Raw genomic sequence first — 18,706 nt, 5'->3', positions numbered from 1 at the left:
ATAAAGATATATTTATACAGCCTACAAAATTGAGAATTTTAAAGAGTAACAATTTACATAATTACGTGCAATTATTCTAAAATTTCACGAACAAATAATTATTTTCTTACTTTTTACTAGGTAGAAAGACTCGAAAGATGCTAAGTTTTTTATTTAAAGTGATTTGGATCAAAACGTAATATGCGACCAGCTTTTTTCGATAATGCTTATTTTTTCCTGAAGTTTAGCCAGGAATTTTTTATGCTGTTGTGATTCCGGATTGAAGCTTCGATGACGCAGGCTTTTTTGAATATCAGAAATTTCAATCATAGTTTTAATACTATTTTCAGTCATATAATTCTCGCTGAATTTATGCCAGATATAATCGATCGCAACCTGATTGGGATGCAACATATCCTCAGTATAAAAACGATAATCACGAAGTTCGTCCATCATGATTTCGTAGGAAGGAAAATATTCTAATTTTAAACTGTTGATTTTAGATACTAGATTACTGTGTAGCGAAGCAAATAAATGCGATTTACTGACTTGATTTTCTGCAAAACCATCTTTGATATGTCTAACAGGGGAAACTGTGAATAGGAAGTTGATATCAGGATTTAAAACATGAATTAAAGCAATTGTATTTTGAATGCTTTGCTCAATTTCATTTACTGACAACAACTCTTTCGTGAATTGCTTTTGAGGTACTTTATGGCAATTGGCTACAACTTCATTGCTTTCTATGTTTCTATAAATCCATGAAGTTCCATAAGTTATAACGATATTCGTAGCTTCTTTTAATTGTTTGCCGGTTTCTGAAATTGCTTTGTTTAGCGTTTCCAGCAATTCCTCTCGGTCTGAATTACTTAAATCAGAATGTACTTCGTAACTGTGCCAGCGTTCGTTATAAAAAAAAACATCTTTCTCTGTATACAATACCTGTTTAACTATTCTACTAATTATTTTCTCGATCGAAACTGGATTAAAAATTATGCCAAACGGATTTGTCGTGTTTTGAAACTTAAAGTAATCAAATTTCTTCGCCATATTTTCTGCAAAACAAGAACCTATAGAAATTATCTTTGAGTTATAATCTATTGGATTATTGGTTTTAGAAATTGGGATTTGGGTTCTGAATTGCATGGTTTTGATTTAAACACGAATTTCACGAATTTTCACCAATAAAAAAACCAAATACAGAAGTATTTGGTTTTTCAGGTAAAACTATTTTAAATCCCAAAATCCGCTTTTTTGCTGATTTAGATTTATTTTTATTGTAAAAAAAAAAAACTAATTAATAAGCAATTTCAAGTTTTTCAGAATCTTTAGCATCTCCTACGAAAGCTTCAGTAAGGAAATTACTACTATTGTATTTATTTGTAGTTGTTACAGTTGCAGTTTGAGTAAGTTTTCCATTAGAATCATAAGTTGTAGTAATGTTTGTTACTGTATTATTTACTGATGAAAAATCAAAATTATCATCTAAATCCAATAAAAGTTTTATTCCTGTTATGTTAGTAAAAGGACTTTTCTTATCATCAAATGTACTTGTGATTTTTTCTGATCCTGCATCGCTGTATAATGTCGAAACAAGATTTCCGTTAGAAAACGTATAAATAGTTTTAGAGTCATAAGGAATTTCTACCTTGTTTACTATTTCGGATACTTTTACAGTAACAGTACCATCTGCATTATAAACTAAAGTCAATTTTTCCTGAGAAGAAGTACTAAAAGCGTTAGCCGTAATTTTAGACATTAATTTTCCGTTTTCATAAGCATAAGTATCAGTAGATTGTAAAACTCCTGACTTATATGATTCAACTTTAGTTATAACATCACCTGTATAAGTATAAACAGTTCTCGAAGCATCTGTAGTAGCGATGTCTTTTAACTTGTTTCCGTCGTAAGTTAAAGTATAAACAAGACTTCCTGATTTTCCGTTTTCAACAGTCGTTTCAGTTATTTTTTGAGGTAAAAGTGTTGCAGAACCCTCATCTGTTGAAGAATCATCACTAGAACAAGAAGAGATCAGTACCATCGATAAGGCACTGAAAAGGAATAAAATTTTTTTCATTTTTTTATAGGTTAAATTTGTTTGCTGCAAACGTAATATAACCCAAAACCAAATCCTTACGGGATTCCACATTCAAACTTAAAAAATAAACAGACAACATTTAAAGAATTAGTAATGCACTAATAAACAGAAACATATAAAAATAATTGTCTTCGTAAAAATTTAGCTAAAAGTAAAATACAGTATAAATACCCAGCTGTTTTCTTAAGTATTGTATCGCGCCGGTTTCACAAAATATTTTTCATAAAAAATTAAAGCATTCATGACTTTAAAAAAATACTCCGGTAATTTCAATTGTGAAAAAAATTACAGTTTTAATAACAAAAAGCAACTTTAGAAAGCCAAACTATTCACTACTTTTGCATCTCTAAATTCAAACTCACCTATGAAATTATTATATTCTTATATAATTAAACACAAAATGCTTTTGCTTTTTGCGTTGATTATGGCCTCTATAAACATTTGTTTCAGCTTATCAGACTCTATTATTACCGGTAAATTAATGCAGGATTGCGGTGTTGGACTCCACAAATATGCAGGAAATGAAATTGGTTTCATTAAATCATTATCTTTCTGGCTTGGACTTTCTCTTGGTGCTGCCATGATTTCAAGAATTACCAAAAACTTTCAGGACTATTTTACCAATGTCGTGATTCAGCGTACAGGAGCGCAAATGTATACTGACGGAATTAAAAAATCACTTGATTTGCCTTATGCAGAATTCGAAGATCAGCGAAGCGGTGAAACTTTAAGTAAATTGACAAAAGTTCGTTCTGATTCAGAAAAATTAATTACGCTTTCGATCTCTTTGATTTTTCAGACTATTATTGGATTCATATTTGTAATTGTATATGTTGCCAGAATCGATTATCGAATTTCGCTTATCTTTTTGGTTACGGCCCCAATTATTGCTTTAATCAGTTCGTATTTAGGTAAAAAGATTAAAGTTGTTTCCCGAAAAATCGTGAATCAAACAAACGCTCTTGCCGGTTCTACAACCGAAAGTTTAAGAAACATTGAACTTGTAAAAAGTTTGGGACTTACCTATCAGGAAGAAAAACGTCTGAATTTAAATACTTTTAAAATCCTGCAATTAGAATTAGAAAAAATTCGCTTTATCAGAAGCTTGAGTTTTATCCAAGGTACAACAGTTCACTTTTTAAGAACCTGTGTTGTATTTACTTTATATTATTTCTTATTTGGACAAAAAATTATTGTTGGAGATTTATTGACGATGGTATTTTTTACATTCTTTATTTTTGGACCTCTTCAGGAATTAGGAAATTTTATTATTGCTCTGAATGAAACCAAAGTTTCAATGGAAAATTTCAAAACTTTATTGAGTGCTCCAAAAGAATTTCGCCCAAAAACTCCTAAGCATGTTGGTGCAATTCGATCTTTGCTTTTTTCGAATGTGAGTTTTAAGCATAAAACTGCCAAATTCAAAGCGGTTGAAAACATCAATTTCGAAATTAAACAAGGCGAAACCGTTGCTTTTGTTGGCCCATCCGGTTCCGGAAAAACAACATTGGTAAAATTATTGGTTGGATTATACACTCCCGCAGAAGGGCAGGTTTTTTATAATGACATAGATTCTACCGAAATTGATTTACTTGATTTAAGAAAACAATTAGGATTTGTTACGCAAGATGCTCAGTTATTCTCCGGAACAATTCGTGAAAATTTATTGTTTGTTAGACCTAATGCAACGGATGAAGATTTATATGATGCTCTTAAAAAAGCGAGCTGTGAAAAATTACTGCAACGTGCCGAAGATGGTTTAAATACGACAATTGGTGAAGGCGGAATTAAAGTTTCAGGTGGTGAAAAACAACGTTTGTCTATTGCCCGCGCAATTTTAAGAAATCCAAATTTATTGATATTTGATGAAGCAACTTCTGCTTTAGATTCTATTACCGAAGAAGAAATCAATGCCACAATCAGAAATATATCCGATCAAAACAGAATCACGGTTTTAATCGCCCATAGATTATCAACTGTTTTACACGCCGATAAAATCTTTGTACTGGAACAAGGTAAAATTATTGAATCTGGTAAACATGAGGATTTGATTGTTGAGAAAGGTTTGTATTATGCTATGTGGCGTCAGCAAATTGGTGAAAGAAAATAGCTTCAAGTTCCTAAGATGCTAAGGTTCTAAGCTGCTAAGTTTTTTTAGCTTTCCTGAGATTAAGCGTACTATTTGTCATTTCGACGAAGGAGAAATCCTCGCGAGAAACTCGACAAAGATTTATTTTCGTTACTGAGTTACTTACGGAGATTTCTCCTTCGTCGAAATGACATAAAATGAGGAAATACAATAGTATAAATAGAAAACCCGATAGTTTAAAAAAACTATCGGGTTTATTTTTTAACGTATAAAAACTTAGAACCTTAGCAACTTAGATTCTTAGATTCTTAGCAAACTTACTTCACAAAATCAACTGCGTGAACTAAAGCCTCAGCAATTCCAGCAGTATTTTTACCTTTTCCGGATGCGAAGAAAGGCTGTCCTCCTCCATTTCCTTCAATATATTTTCCTAACTCTTTAATAACAGCATTTGCATTTAAGCTTTTACCTGCCACCAATTCTTTAGAGATATAACAGTGAATATTTGGCAAACCATCTTCTACAGAAGCTAAGAATACGAATGAATCAGCTTTTGAACTTCCTAAAGCAGAAGCTAAATCTTTAGTCGAAGCCATGCTTAAATCTACTTGTTTTGCAAGGAAATTTACTCCGTTTATTTCTTGGAAATCTTTTTCTAATTCTGTTTTTAAAGCGTTTACTTTTTCTTTTAATAATTGCTCTACTTGCTTTTTAAGCTTAGCATTATCATCCTGTAAAGAAGCTACTGATTTTAAAATATCCTGTGGATTTTTTAATGTCTCTTTTATTTCAGCTAAAGTATTCTCCTGATTTTGATAGAAGTCTTTTACTGCATCACCCGTAATGGCTTCAATACGACGAATTCCAGCCGCTACCGCACCTTCAGAAATGATTTTGAAATGCCAGATTTCTGCCGTGTTTTTGACGTGAATTCCACCGCAAAGTTCTTTACTTTCACCAAATTCAATCATACGAACATTATCTCCGTATTTCTCTCCAAATAGAGCCATTGCACCTTTATCTAATGCTTCTTTAATTGGAATATTTCTGTGTTCTGTCAATTGCAATTGTGCTTCAATTTGTGCATTTACACTTGCTTCAACCTGACGTAATTCATCCTCTGAAACTTTAGAAAAATGAGAAAAGTCAAAACGCAAATAATTCGGATTTACCAATGAACCTTTTTGCTCAACGTGAGTTCCAAGAAGGTTTCTCAAAGCCAAATGCATTAAATGCGTAGCCGAATGATTTTTAGAAGTTGAGGTTCTTAAATCGTTATTTACTTTTGCTGTAAAAGCAGCTTCAATATTTTCTGGCAATTGTTTTGCAAAATGCAAAATCAAATTGTTTTCTTTTTTAGTATCGATGATTTCAATCGTTTCATTTGCAGAAACCAAAGTTCCTTTATCACCAACTTGTCCTCCACCTTCCGGATAAAACGGTGTATTATCCAAAACGATCTGGTATAAAATTCCGTCTTTTTTAGAATCTACTTTACGAATTCTGGTGATTTTCACTTCGTTTTCTACTTTGTCATAACCCACAAATGTCTCAACATTTCCTGAAATCAAAACAGTCCAGTCTTCTGTTGAAACTTCTGATGCTGCACGTGAACGATTTTTTTGGATTTGCATTTCTTCATCAAAACCTTGTTCGTCTACTTGTAAACCTTTTTCTTTTGCAATTAAGATTGTTAAATCAATTGGGAATCCAAAAGTATCGTATAATTTAAAAGCTGTTTCTCCTGATATGATTTTTTTACTCTCATGAGAAATAACATTCCCCTCTGGAGAATAAAAAGTAGTAGTTAAAGCAAGTACTTCTTTTTCAAAAATTTCTAAACCTTGGTCAAGAGTTCTTAAGAAAGAAGCTTCTTCTTCACGAATTACATTGGTAACAAATTGTTGCTGTGATTTAATCTCAGGGAAAAATTCACCCATTTGGTTTGCCAGAACTTCTACTAATTTATTGATAAAAGGTTCTTTTGTACCCAAAAACGTAAATCCGTAACGAATTGCACGACGCAAAATTCTACGAATTACATAACCCGCTCCGGTGTTAGATGGTAATTGCCCGTCGGCAATTGCAAACGCAACTGCACGAATGTGATCTACAACTACACGAATTGCAATATTGGTTTTATTTTGTTCTTCTGAAATGTTTTTTATCTCATTAGAAGTATATTTTAAACCTGTAATTTGTTCTACTTTTTCGATAAGTGGTGTAAAAACATCGGTATCATAATTAGATGTTTTTCCTTGTAAAGCCATACACAAACGCTCAAATCCCATTCCGGTATCTACGTGTTGCGCAGGAAGTTTTTCAAGAGATCCATCTGCTTTACGGTTGAATTCCATGAATACATTATTCCAGATTTCAACTACTTGTGCGTGATCGTTATTTACTAAGCTTTTTCCTGAAACTTGTGCTTTTTCTTCTTCTGAACGTAAATCAACGTGAATTTCAGAACAAGGTCCGCATGGTCCCTGATCTCCCATTTCCCAGAAATTATCTTTTTTATTTCCAAGAATAATTCGGTCTTCATCGATTAATGTTTTCCAGATATCCCAAGCTTCCTGATCAAACGGTACATTATCTTCTTTGCTTCCTTCAAAAACAGAAACATACAGATTTTCTTTTGGTATTTTATACACTTCTGTCAATAAGGTCCAAGCCCAATTGATTGCTTCTTTTTTAAAATAATCGCCAAAAGACCAGTTACCTAACATTTCAAACATAGTATGATGATAGGTATCAAACCCAACATCTTCAAGATCATTATGTTTTCCTGAAACACGAAGACATTTTTGCGTATCGGCTATTCTTTTACTTTTTGGAGTTCCGTTTCCTAAAAAATATTCTTTAAACTGGGCCATTCCCGAGTTATTGAACATAAGAGTTGGATCGTCCTTAAGAACGATTGGAGCAGATGGAACGATTAAGTGTCCGTTGCTTTTAAAAAAGTCTAGAAATTGTTTACGTACGTCTTGTGATTTCATGTTTATTAATGAGATAATTTGAAAATGTGTCAATTAGATAATTCATCAATCTGAAAATGTGAACATTAGAAAAATTCAATTAAAACTTAAAATTTAAAACAATAAATTTCGTTTTTAAAGCATTATCTAATTATCAAATTGACACATTATCTAATTGTTTTTTATTCTTGAAAAAAGCGGTCAACAACTGAAACATTTATTAAATTTGTTCGACAAACTATTTTACAAGCTGCAAAAATAGGGTATTTTAAAATATGGCGAAAGTAAAATATTATTACGACTCAGAAAATCTGGCTTATACGAAAATAAAAACCAGAAAAAGAATCAAAATCGGTTATGCATTACTGTTTTTGCTGGCTTCGGCGTTATTTGGCTTTTTAGTTTTTGTACTTTTAATAAACACTCCGTATTTCGAAACTCCAAAAGATCGTTTACAAGCGCGTGAAATCGAAAATTTGAAATTGCAATATTCGATTTTGAACAAAAAGATGGATGAAATTGATGATGTAACAGACGCTTTAGAAAACCGGGACAACAATATTTACAGGGTTTACTTTAATAAAACCGAAATTCCTGATTCTATCAGAAAAGCCGGTTTTAGAGATCCCAAACGTTATAAGGATTTAGAAGGCTATAATAACTCGCAATTGGTTTTAAATACCACAAAACGAATAGACCGGTTATCAAAACAATTAGCGATTCAATCTCAATCATTAGATGAAATTTTGAAATTAGCGAGTCTAAAAGGCAACTTATTACTAGCGATTCCGGCAATTCAGCCTGTTAGAAATGAAAATTTAAAACGAATGGCTTCGGGTTTTGGATACAGAACGGATCCTTTCACGAAAGTGAGAAAAATGCATAACGGAATGGATTTCACCGCAAATACAGGTTCTCCGGTTTATGCCACGGGCGATGGCGTTGTAGAAAGAGCAGACGCAGCGGCTTCAGGATTTGGAAATCATGTGGTGATCAGGCACGGTTTTGGATACGAAAGTTTGTATGCGCATTTAAGCAAATACAATTGCAGAGCGGGTCAGCATGTAAAACGAGGCGATGTTATTGGTTATGTGGGAAGTACCGGAAGATCCGAAGGACCGCATTGCCATTACGAAGTTCATAAAGACGGAAAAGTCGTCAACCCGTTGAATTTTTATTACGGAAATATCTCGGCGGAGGAATATGTAGCAATTTCACAAATGGCGAACCAGGAAAACCAGTCATTAGATTAATCCTCCAAAAAGTTGTATTTTTGGAATAAAAACAGAAAATTACAAATCATGCATATCGAGCTTTCAAAAGATAAAAGGTATTATAGCATTGGCGAAGTTGCCAAAGCTTTTAATGTCAATGCATCGTTGATTCGGTTTTGGGATAGTGAATTTGATATCTTAAAACCAAAAAAGAATGCCAAAGGCAACAGAATGTTTACGCCCGAAGATATCACCAACCTGCAATTGATTTATCATTTAGTTAAAGAAAGAGGTTTTACACTTGATGGCGCAAGAACACATTTGAAAGAAGGACAAAAGAAAACATTAGATAAATTCGAAATAATACGTAAATTAGAGACCATAAAAGCGCAACTAAACGAAATTAAAAACGAATTATAATATATTTATTACATAATTTAGAACAAACTTAAATCAAAACAGATATGAAAAAATGGTTAATCCCCGTAGGAATTATTATAGCACTTATCGCTATTATTGCTTTTTGGTCAATTGGAATTAAAAATACCGGATTGCAAAAAAATCAGGCAGTTAATAAAGAATGGGGAAATGTTAGTACAACTTACCAAAGAAGAAATGACCTTATCGGGAATCTTGTAAACACAGTAAAAGGTGCTGCAGATTTCGAAAAATCAACTTTAACAGCAGTTATCGAAGCAAGAGCAAAAGCTACATCTGTAACTATTGACCCTAGCAATGTAACTCCTGAGCAATTAGCGCAGTTTAATCAGGCTCAAAGTGGTGTATCATCTTCTTTATCAAGATTATTAGTTTCTGTAGAACAATATCCAACGTTAAAAGCAAATGAAAATTTCCTGAAATTACAAGACGAGTTGGCAAGTACAGAAAATCAAATTTTAACTGCAAGAACCCGTTTCAACGAAGCTGTTCAGGACTATAATGGTTATATATTGGCTATTCCTAACAATTGGTTTCTAAGCTACAAGGAAAAGCCATACTTTGAAGCCGTTGCAGGTGCTGATAAACCAGTTGAAGTAAAATTCTAAAAAATAATTTTTTGGTTGACGATTTCTGATTTAATCCGAAATCCGAAATCTGAACTCTAAAATAATTTCAATGTCAAAAGTAGAAGATTTTTTGTCCAAAGAAGAAGAACAAGATATTGTTGAAGCTATTCGCGTAGCCGAAAAAAATACTTCTGGCGAAATTAGAGTACATATAGAACAAACAACTTCTAAAGTTCCTTTTGACAGGGCTTTAGAAGTTTTTTATGATTTAAAAATGAATGAAACCCGACTTCAGAATGGGGTTTTATTTTACTTTGCAGTAGCTGATAAAACATTTGCTATTTGTGGAGATAAAGGCATTAATGATGTTGTAGCAAATGATTTTTGGGATTGCACGAAAGACATTATGGTAAATCACTTTAAATCAGGAAATTTTAAACAAGGTATTGTTGATGGCATTCTAAATGCCGGCGAACAATTAAAAAAATACTTTCCCGGTTTTGAAGGCGATACCAACGAATTATCAAACGAAATATCAAAAGGTTAAATGATGAAAAATTCCAAAAATAAAATCTCAAATTCTACAAGATTTTTTCAGTTTACTTTTTTGCTATTAGCATTTTTTACTTGTAATTCTATTCTTGCACAGTTTACAATTCCTGAAAAACCAAGTTTTCAAACTTCTGTTTATGATTATGCAAATGTTTTAAGCGCATCTGAAAAAGCACAGCTCGAAGAAAAATTAATTCGATACTCTGACTCTACTACAACTCAAATCGTAGTGATTACGATAGAAAGTTTAAAAGGCGAAGATGTTTCTCAATTAGCTACTAAATGGGGACAAACCTGGGGAATTGGCGGAACAAAACAAGATGATAATGGTGTTATTATTTTATTGGCTAAAGCCGAAAAGAAAATTGCCATTAATCCCGGATACGGAGTTGAAGATCGTTTGACTGCCGGAATAGGCGGAACAATAATTCGAAATATTATTATTCCTGAATTCAAAGCAGGAAGTTTTTACAACGGACTTGACAAAGGAACAGACGCTATAATTGATGTTTTTAAAGGAAAGTTTAAAGGTGAGCGTAAACAAACCAAAGGAAAAGATTTTCCTATAATCCCAATTATTATTATTGTAGTAATTGTATTAATTTTACTGTCACGAAACAAAGGCGGCGGAGGAAATTCAGGCAATAATAATGGCGGAGGTCCAAGTCTTCTCGATGTTATTCTTTTAAGCAGTCTTGGAAGAAGCGGCGGAAGCGGATTTGGCGGCGGATCATCCGGCGGTGGCGGAGGCTTCGGTGGAGGTTTTGGCGGAGGCGGATTCTCTGGTGGAGGTTCAAGCGGAGGCTGGTAAAACAGTTTTTGTTTCAGGTTTTCTTTGTTTCAGGTTTTAGGTTTTAAACTAAAAATCAGTTTTTAGTTTAAAATTCATAATTAATAATTTACAATTCATAATTAAAAATAGATGTTATCACATAAAGCAAAATACGCCCTTAAGGCCTTACTTTATTTAGCAGAACAAGACGAAAATCACATTTCTAGAACTATAGAAATTGCTGAGGGAGCTAATATTCCTAAAAAGTTTTTAGAGCAAATTTTATTAGATCTAAAACGTGGACGTTTTGTGAGCAGTAAGCAAGGAAAATTTGGCGGATATTATTTGATACGCTCAAAAAACGATATTACCCTGGCAGAAATTCACCGTTTATTTGATGGTGCAATTGCGCTTTTACCATGTGCTTCGTTAAACTTTTATGAACCATGCTCAGATTGCAAAACTGAGGAAGAATGCAGCTTAAGACACGGACTAATGATCATTCGTGACGAGACTCTTAAAGCAATGCAAGGCATTACAATAGCCTCACTTGTAAAGAAATAAAAAAATATTTCCTAATTCCTAGTAAATCTATAGAATTTACATATATTTGCAAAAAAACCAACAACCATTTACAAAATTTCAACCCTATGAAAGTAAATTACAATCGATCAGATGTATCGAAAAATCTTTTGCAAAAAAAACAAAATAGTCAGTTTTCTACTTTAAAAAACAATTCTTCTATGATGTGTATGTGCTGGTAAAAAAAATTTAATTTAAATTCTACTAATCACATATACTTACTATAAAAATGAAAAATTCTATAAAAAATATATTTACAATTCTATCCATCTTAACTTTTTCAATATCATTTGCACAAAATATCGAAGGTGTCGTTAAAACAAGTGAAAACACTCCGTTAGAAGCCGTTAATGTTGTTGTAAAAGGAACAACAAATAATACTACAACAGATTCTGAAGGAAAATTTATCATCGATACAAAAGGAAAACTTCCTTTGACACTTATAATTCAATACGTAGGATACAAAACTACCGAAATCGAACTTACAGATCTCCCAACAGCTTCGATACCAGTTACGCTTAAGGAAGAAAACGAACTTATAGAAGTTGTCGTTTCTTCACGACGAAGAATAGAAAAAGTACAGGATGTGCCCATTGCTATCTCTGTAATTACAGGTAAACAAGCGGAGCAAACAGGAGCTTTTAACGTGAACAGAATCAAAGAACTTGTTCCATCTGTTCAATTGTATTCATCAAACCCAAGAAATACCGGAATCAATATTCGTAGTCTTGGTTCTCCTTTTGGGTTGACAAATGACGGAATTGATCCCGGAGTTGGTTTCTATGTTGATGGTGTTTATTATGCTCGTCCTGCTGCCACTACTTTAGATTTTATCGATGTAGAACAAATCGAGGTTTTACGTGGACCTCAAGGATCTTTATTTGGTAAAAACACAACTTCTGGAGCTTTTAACATTACAACTCGTAAACCAAGTTTTACTTCAGGAGCTGATTTTGAAGTGAGTTACGGAAATTATAATTTTCTACAAGCTAAAGCTTCGGTTACAGGTGCTTTAGGTAAAAAAGTAGCGGGACGTTTGTCTTTTTCAGGTACACAACGCGACGGTTTAATTGATAATGTGGTAACCGGAAGACCTACAAATACACTAAACAATCAGGGAATCAGAGGTCAGTTACTTTGGACTCCAACAACAAATACAAATATTATTTTAGCCGGAGATATTACAACACAACGTCCTGATGGATATGCTCAGGTTGTTGCAGGTGTTGCTCCTACTCAAAGAGCAGCTTATCGCCAGTTTGATGCTATTATTAAAGATTTCAATTATCAATTGCCAAGTCAAAATGCTTTTGATCGCAAAATTGATCATGATACGCCTTGGCGTTCCGGACAAGATATGGGAGGTTTATCTCTTAATATTGATACAAAAATTGGATCAGGAACTCTTACTTCAACTACTGCATGGCGTTTTTGGAACTGGGATCCATCAAATGACAGGGATTTTACAGGATTACAAGTTTTGGCTTTATCTCAAAATCCAACCAGACAAACTCAATTTACACAAGAGGTTCGTTACGCAGGTCAACTTACAGAAAAAATTAGTGGTGTTGTAGGTGTGTTCTTCATTGATCAGACCTCACAAACAGATGGAACGGAGGAATCTGGAAATGCACAATGGAGATTTGCACAAAGTACTACAAGTGCATTATGGAAAACTCCGGGACTTTTTGAAGGATATGGAATTAAAACCGATGCTAATATCAGAGCTTCAAGTGCAGCAGTATTTGGTCAGATTGATTGGGCTATTACAGATCGCCTTCACGTTTTACCAGGTTTAAGATATAATTTTGACAAAAAAGACGCGCACTATGCCCGTACAACATACGGAGGTTTACAAACTACAGATCCTGCATTACTTGCCTTGAAAAAATTAGTATATTCTGATCAGGCATTTGACTCCAGTACTGATAATACTGATTTTTCAGGAAACATAACATTGACTTTCAAAGCTTCAGACAAAATCAATACTTATGCTACTTATGCTAAAAGTTACAAGCCAGTTGGTGTAAACGTAGCCGGACTTCCTACAGATGCAAAAGGTCTTCCATTACTGGATCTTGCTGTAATTAAGCCCGAAAAAGTTAATCATTATGAAATAGGTTTTAAAACTTCTCCTTTTAGAAATTCAGTATTTAATCTTGCGTTCTTTAATACAGATATAAAAGATTTCCAAACTAACGTTCAGGCTGCTGAATTAGGTGTAAACCGTGGATATCTTGCTAATGCAGATAAAGTACGTGTGAGAGGTGCTGAACTTGATGCAAGTTTTGTAATTAGCCAACATTTAACAATTAATGGTGCCGCAACTTATACAGATGGTAAATATGTGAAATTTACAAATGCACCGCTTCCGTTAGAAGAAACAGGAGCTCCAGTAGCTTTTAAAGATGTTTCAGGAACTGAATTACCTGGTGCTTCAAAATGGGCAGGATCATTGGGAGGTGAGCTTTCTGATAAGGCAAAATTCTTTGGAAATTCAGGAAAAGTTTTCCTTGGTTTAGATTCTTATGCAAGATCTGAATTCTCTTCAAGCCCCTCAGCTTCAAAATACTTAGTCGTTGATGGCTATGCTATTTTTAACGCTCGTTTCGGTTTCCGTGCATCACAAGGTTTATCAGTTCACTTTTGGGGACGTAACCTTTTAAACAAAGATTATTACGAACAATTATTACCGGCAGGTGGAAACACAGGACAATATGCAGGAGTAATTGGTGATCAAAGAACGTATGGTATTACTTTAAAGTATTCGCTATAACACAATTAGTTAGTTTTAATACATGAAACGAGATAGGTTTTTAAATCTATCTCGTTTTTTTTATGTCGTAAATGTTTGCATTCGCCCATCCGAAATATTAAATAAAAATTTAAACACCATGACTTTGGCTAAAGCCATTTTTAGTATTTTATTTTCTAATCTCCAGCTGAAGCTGGAGGCAATTGAAATCTTTGGAAGCAAAAAAACATATTACCCAGTCTCCGTTCAGCAAAAAATATGCTATTTTGTTTATCTGGAATTTAAAATTAAAAATCTGTGCAAAATCTGTCTAATCCGTAAAATCTGCGGGCATAAAAAAAGACGCACTACTGTGCGTCTTTACGATAAAAACCTTTGTTCCTTTGAGTCTTCTAAACTTTGAGCCTTTCTTAATCTCTTTGTCTTTTCTTTCCTCCTTTTTCAGCTCCTGCAAAGTTTCCTATTTTATAACTTACAGAAAACATTACGTAACGCTTCAAAACAGTATTTTCTTCATCACGGATCGATGTTGCCGAAATAGTTCTTGTAGCGCTTAAATTCTGATTTAAAACATCGTAGACTTTGATTTTAGCGTAGACTTTTTTATCAAAAAATCCATAAGACAAACTCGTATTCCACAAGTAGAAATCTTTTTTGAAGTTGCTTGAAATACTAGAATTATAAGTATATCCAAAATCATTCCCGAAAATTAAATTAGCAGGCCAGTAACTTGTTGTTTGCAAATTGATTCTGTGTACAACATTAGAAGTCGCATCTCGTGAGGAATTCTCATAATCAGTTTGATTGTATGATAAACTGTACGTTGGAGAAATTACTAAAAGTTCTCCATATTCGTAAGTCAGATTTACTTTTGGCGTAATAGCTGTAGATTTTGCATTGTATAAGACAGCATTTGTAAAGCCTTTATCAAAAGAATAACTACCGTTTAAACCAAAACCATAGCGTAAAACATGCGCGTCTCTTTTAATAGATTGATTCCAGTTTCCGCCAATTGAAGTGGTGTATGTTCCCGAAATATTAACGTATGTTGTCGTTCTTTTTCCGCTTTCATCATAGATTGAAGTTGATACCACATCATTATTATAATAATCCCCTTTTACATACAAACTATAACCCGAACGGGTACGAAAATCATAATTTCTAAAACTAAAATTTGCACTGTTTTTTTCGATAGGATTCAAATCAGGATTTCCGGTAATCGTATTTAACGGATTTGTCAAATTTAAAACCGGCATTAATTGAACTGCAGATGGAAGCGCATTTGAATAATCATATTTGAAAGTTAGATTCTTAGAACGGCTAAACTTATATCGTATCTGAAAATCTCCATAAGGCAACGCATATTTTTTATTTAAATCTGTAGCATTATTGAGGTACAAAGAGTGATTATCAAACTCCACAAGCGCTGTCCTGGAATTTAAATTGACCGTAAATTTGCTCTTTTGCCACGTAATACCGACTTTAGGACTAAACGAATTTTGTATTGAAGTTGTATAATTTGTCAAAGACTGATTCAAATCTGAATAGGATTGTGAGGCCGCATCAAAATCATATGTTCTCATATCTTTCATTTCCTTATTCCAGTCAAAATCAGATCCAAATCTAATTCTTAAAGAATCAGTTACCGGTTCTGTATATTCCAATTCAAGAGAATAAGTATCTGTGGTATTATTATTTATACTTTTCTGATTTCTGTCATCATTAGGTTTCGCATCCTGATAAAAAATAGTCTGAGAAAGATTTAACGCCTCAGCATCTGTTTTGACATTGTTATTATCAAATACAACACTAAAATTACGCGCCTTTTTCTTAAACGCTTTATTGAAGTTAATCGTGTTTCCAAAACTTGTATTGGTACTTTCAGAATATGATTTAGCGTTGCTTTCATTTAAAGCATCTCCATTTTCATCTTCAGAAAAACTGGACGATGTTGAATTACTATTCGAGCGCGACTGATTTACTTTTGGCACAATTACCAATCTTGTGGTGGGATCAATTTTATATTCTAATTCAAAATTCACATTGTTTCCGGTGTTTTCATTTCTGGTTTTAGAATCAGATGAAGTTGAAATATTTCCGGTTGGTAAAAAACTTATTTGGTCAGATTTGCTATCATTATTATTAATCGAATTCGAAAAATTATAACTTCCCATTGCCATCAGCTTTTCTGACCAGTCATCAGAATAATTAAGTCCAATTAAGTTTGACTGTGTAATTCCTTTACCGCTACTTCCTGAACTGCCACTACTACCTTTGCTGTTTCGTCCTCCGCCCATATTATCAAATACCTCGTCCTGAGCAAATCCGGTGGAATTAATATTATTTGACGACGCCAGCACACTTATTTTTTGTTTATTATTGAAAAAATTCATGATCAAACTGCTTTCATACCGATCATCAGAACCGTATCCGCCCAGAATTTTACCAAAGTAACCTTTGTTTTTCTTTTCGTCGATTGTGATATTTATGCTCGAAAAATCCGAAGTTGATTCTTGTTTTGACAATTCTTCTTTCTTCGTTTTAAAATCTGAAACCTGAATTTTTTTTATAATTTCGGCAGGCAGATTCTTCAACGCGATTGCACCATCTTTGTCAAAAAACGTTTTTCCGTTGACTAAAACCTGATTGACTTCCCTCCCATTTACGGTAATTTTACCATCAGTTCCTACATCAAATCCCGGTAATTGCTTTAGTAAATTTTCTACATTCGAATCTGGCCGTACTTTATATGATGCCGCATTGAATTCCAGCGTATCTTTTTTAATGGTTATTGGTGCAGCTTCACTTTTAATAACCACATTATCTAAAGCGTTTGCAGCCTGTAATAGATATAATTTACCAAAGTCTTTACTTTCAAGAAGTCCTTTTTCTTCTTCAAAATAAGGCTGATATCCCATATAATTTACCTTTAAAAAAATAGGCTTATCATATTTTTTAGTTCTAATGCTAAAAGATCCGTTTTTGTCCGTTGTAGCATATTCAATAACTGTAGAATCTTTGACCGTTGTAAAATAAACTGTTGCCAGTTCCAGCGGTAATTGTGTATTGATATCAATAACGGTTCCTTTTATAACAATGTCATTCTGGGCATTTGCCGAATAACAAAAAAGGGAAAAAAGCAGAAAATAATAAATTTTGGTCATAAAATGGCTGGTTAGAAACAGTAAGACTCAAAAAGAGCCAAAAGGTTTAATTGTAATTTCAACATTTATTCAAATAGTATGCCACTTAGTTTGAAACATGTTCTTTCAATTACAAACAAAGCATAAAAAAAGTCCCCATTTCTGAAGACTTTTAGTTTTATTTTTCTCTGATATAAATATCAATTGGCACTCCTGAAAAATCCCAGTTTTCTCTAATCTTATTTTCAAGATATCTCTTATATGGTTCTTTAACATACTGCGGCATATTAGCAAAAAACACAAACTGAGGCGTTAATGTTGGTAACTGCATACAATATTTAATTTTTACATATTTACCTTTTGTTGCCGGTGGCGGATATGCTTCAATCACCTTCAACATAAATTCATTGAATTTAGAAGTTGGGATTCTTTGTTTTCTGTTTTCAAAAACCTGAACCGTAGCTTCTAATGCTTTCAATAAACGTTGTTTTGTTAAAGCCGAAACGAACAAAATTGGCACATCTGTAAAAGGCATCAATTCTTCTCTAATTTTAGCTTCATAATCACGTGTAGACATCGTATCTTTTTCTACTAAATCCCACTTGTTCACTAAGATTACAACACCTTTACGGTTTTTTTCAGCCAGCCAGAAGATACTCTGATCCTGACCTTCAAATCCACGAGTTGCATCAATAATCAATATACATATATCTGCATGCTCAATTGCACGAACTGAACGCATTACAGAGTAAAACTCTAAATCTTCCTTCACTTTTGCCTTACGACGGATTCCCGCAGTATCAACAAGGTTAAATTCAAAACCAAAACGGTCAAATTTCGTATCAATTGCATCACGTGTTGTTCCCGCAATATCTGTAACCATGAAACGTTCTTTACCAATTAAGGCATTGATAAAACTTGATTTTCCAGCATTAGGACGTCCTACAACAGCAAAACGAGGTAAAACAACTTCTTCCTGAACTGGTTCCGGTTTCACTGGAAATGAATCGATTAAAGCATCTAATAAATCTCCTGTTCCACTTCCTGAAATACTCGCAAATGTGTAATATTCTCCTAAACCTAAATTATAAAATTCGATTGCATCTTTTTCACGCATTGCGTTATCAACCTTATTCACCGCCAATAAAACCGGTTTAGTCACTTTACGCAATAAACGCGCAACAACATCATCCATAGGTGTAATACCTTCCTCAACATCAACTACAAAAATAATAACATCAGCTTCGTCGATAGCTAATTCTACTTGTTTTCTAATTTCTCCTTCAAATACGTCATCAGATCCGCGAACGTATCCACCGGTATCAATTACAGAAAACTCTTTTCCGTTCCACTCGCTTTTACCGTAGTTTCTATCTCTGGTAACTCCAGAAACCGAATCTACAATAGCTTCTCTTCTTTGTATCAGCCTATTAAAAAGGGTTGATTTCCCTACATTAGGTCTTCCTACTATCGCAACAATGTTATTCATTTTTTTGAATTTTAGACTTTAGATTTCAGATTTCAGATTTTTAGTGAA

13 protein-coding genes are annotated in these 18,706 nt (G+C 33.5%); 8 read left to right on the top strand and 5 right to left on the bottom strand.

Going from position 1 to position 18,706, the window contains the following annotated elements:
• Window positions 1-168: 168 nt before the first annotated feature.
• Together ACHRVX_RS12510 and ACHRVX_RS12505 are read right to left on the bottom strand one after the other, a co-directional pair.
• A complete protein-coding gene (locus ACHRVX_RS12510) occupies window positions 169-1,125 on the bottom strand; it encodes a GSCFA domain-containing protein (protein ID WP_395332650.1) in 957 nt (318 codons plus the stop codon).
• Between the two features lie 151 nt (window positions 1,126-1,276).
• A complete protein-coding gene (locus ACHRVX_RS12505; RefSeq protein WP_395332648.1) occupies window positions 1,277-2,056 on the bottom strand; it encodes a hypothetical protein in 780 nt (259 codons plus the stop codon).
• A 385-nt stretch (window positions 2,057-2,441) separates the two neighbouring features.
• Here ACHRVX_RS12505 and ACHRVX_RS12500 point away from each other — a divergent pair, with 385 nt between their 5' ends.
• Window positions 2,442-4,187, top strand: a complete 1,746-nt coding sequence (locus ACHRVX_RS12500) for an ABC transporter ATP-binding protein (protein ID WP_395332646.1) — start codon at window positions 2,442-2,444, stop codon at window positions 4,185-4,187.
• 296 nt (window positions 4,188-4,483) lie between these two features.
• Here ACHRVX_RS12500 and alaS read toward each other — a convergent pair whose 3' ends face one another.
• Window positions 4,484-7,165 (bottom strand): alanine--tRNA ligase, encoded by a 2,682-nt coding sequence (alaS, locus tag ACHRVX_RS12495; RefSeq protein WP_395332644.1) that lies wholly within the window; start codon window positions 7,163-7,165, stop codon window positions 4,484-4,486.
• A 254-nt stretch (window positions 7,166-7,419) separates the two neighbouring features.
• Between alaS and ACHRVX_RS12490 the strand changes: the two genes are divergently transcribed.
• The 7 genes from ACHRVX_RS12490 (at window position 7,420) to ACHRVX_RS12460 (ending at window position 14,047) form a co-directional block, all read left to right on the top strand.
• Window positions 7,420-8,397, top strand: coding sequence for a M23 family metallopeptidase (locus ACHRVX_RS12490; RefSeq protein WP_395332642.1), 978 nt, complete (start codon window positions 7,420-7,422; stop codon window positions 8,395-8,397).
• 48 nt (window positions 8,398-8,445) lie between these two features.
• Window positions 8,446-8,778 (top strand): MerR family transcriptional regulator, encoded by a 333-nt coding sequence (locus ACHRVX_RS12485; RefSeq protein WP_395332640.1) that lies wholly within the window; start codon window positions 8,446-8,448, stop codon window positions 8,776-8,778.
• Between the two features lie 44 nt (window positions 8,779-8,822).
• Window positions 8,823-9,404 carry a LemA family protein gene (locus tag ACHRVX_RS12480; RefSeq protein ID WP_395332638.1) on the top strand — a complete coding sequence of 194 codons (582 nt, stop codon included), beginning with the start codon at window positions 8,823-8,825 and terminating at the stop codon, window positions 9,402-9,404.
• A 70-nt stretch (window positions 9,405-9,474) separates the two neighbouring features.
• Window positions 9,475-9,912 (top strand): TPM domain-containing protein, encoded by a 438-nt coding sequence (locus ACHRVX_RS12475; protein ID WP_395332636.1) that lies wholly within the window; start codon window positions 9,475-9,477, stop codon window positions 9,910-9,912.
• Between the two features lie 3 nt (window positions 9,913-9,915).
• Complete coding sequence (locus tag ACHRVX_RS12470; RefSeq protein ID WP_395332634.1) at window positions 9,916-10,728, top strand: TPM domain-containing protein; 813 nt, start codon at window positions 9,916-9,918, stop codon at window positions 10,726-10,728.
• A 111-nt stretch (window positions 10,729-10,839) separates the two neighbouring features.
• Window positions 10,840-11,253: an RrF2 family transcriptional regulator gene (locus ACHRVX_RS12465; RefSeq protein ID WP_395332632.1), complete on the top strand. Its 414-nt coding sequence runs from the start codon at window positions 10,840-10,842 to the stop codon at window positions 11,251-11,253.
• A gap of 247 nt (window positions 11,254-11,500) precedes the next feature.
• Window positions 11,501-14,047 (top strand): TonB-dependent receptor, encoded by a 2,547-nt coding sequence (locus tag ACHRVX_RS12460; RefSeq protein ID WP_395332630.1) that lies wholly within the window; start codon window positions 11,501-11,503, stop codon window positions 14,045-14,047.
• Between the two features lie 389 nt (window positions 14,048-14,436).
• Here the strand turns inward: ACHRVX_RS12460 and ACHRVX_RS12455 are convergent, their stop codons facing one another.
• Window positions 14,437-17,190 carry an outer membrane beta-barrel protein gene (locus tag ACHRVX_RS12455; RefSeq protein ID WP_395332628.1) on the bottom strand — a complete coding sequence of 918 codons (2,754 nt, stop codon included), beginning with the start codon at window positions 17,188-17,190 and terminating at the stop codon, window positions 14,437-14,439.
• 157 nt (window positions 17,191-17,347) lie between these two features.
• Entirely contained in the window at window positions 17,348-18,658 is a 1,311-nt protein-coding gene (gene der / locus ACHRVX_RS12450; RefSeq protein ID WP_271334947.1) for a ribosome biogenesis GTPase Der, read from the bottom strand.
• Window positions 18,659-18,706 lie beyond the last annotated feature (48 nt).

This window comes from Flavobacterium sp. FlaQc-47 (genome assembly GCF_044006475.1).
Taxonomy (GTDB): Bacteria; Bacteroidota; Bacteroidia; order Flavobacteriales; family Flavobacteriaceae; genus Flavobacterium.
This window is presented reverse-complemented; position numbering and strand designations above follow the sequence as displayed.

Excerpts from the sequence above, each read along its gene's own strand:
- ACHRVX_RS12490 (WP_395332642.1), top strand. The coding sequence starts at position 7,420 with ATGGCGAAAGTAAAATATTATTACGACTCAGAAAATCTGGCTTATACG.
- ACHRVX_RS12475 (WP_395332636.1), top strand. The coding sequence starts at position 9,475 with ATGTCAAAAGTAGAAGATTTTTTGTCCAAAGAAGAAGAACAAGATATT.
- ACHRVX_RS12465 (WP_395332632.1), top strand. The coding sequence starts at position 10,840 with ATGTTATCACATAAAGCAAAATACGCCCTTAAGGCCTTACTTTATTTA.
- alaS (WP_395332644.1), bottom strand. The coding sequence starts at position 7,165 with ATGAAATCACAAGACGTACGTAAACAATTTCTAGACTTTTTTAAAAGC.
- ACHRVX_RS12460 (WP_395332630.1), top strand. The coding sequence starts at position 11,501 with ATGAAAAATTCTATAAAAAATATATTTACAATTCTATCCATCTTAACT.
- ACHRVX_RS12480 (WP_395332638.1), top strand. The coding sequence starts at position 8,823 with ATGAAAAAATGGTTAATCCCCGTAGGAATTATTATAGCACTTATCGCT.
- ACHRVX_RS12500 (WP_395332646.1), top strand. The coding sequence starts at position 2,442 with ATGAAATTATTATATTCTTATATAATTAAACACAAAATGCTTTTGCTT.
- ACHRVX_RS12510 (WP_395332650.1), bottom strand. The coding sequence starts at position 1,125 with ATGCAATTCAGAACCCAAATCCCAATTTCTAAAACCAATAATCCAATA.
- ACHRVX_RS12505 (WP_395332648.1), bottom strand. The coding sequence starts at position 2,056 with ATGAAAAAAATTTTATTCCTTTTCAGTGCCTTATCGATGGTACTGATC.
- der (WP_271334947.1), bottom strand. The coding sequence starts at position 18,658 with ATGAATAACATTGTTGCGATAGTAGGAAGACCTAATGTAGGGAAATCA.
- ACHRVX_RS12470 (WP_395332634.1), top strand. The coding sequence starts at position 9,916 with ATGAAAAATTCCAAAAATAAAATCTCAAATTCTACAAGATTTTTTCAG.
- ACHRVX_RS12485 (WP_395332640.1), top strand. The coding sequence starts at position 8,446 with ATGCATATCGAGCTTTCAAAAGATAAAAGGTATTATAGCATTGGCGAA.
- ACHRVX_RS12455 (WP_395332628.1), bottom strand. The coding sequence starts at position 17,190 with ATGACCAAAATTTATTATTTTCTGCTTTTTTCCCTTTTTTGTTATTCG.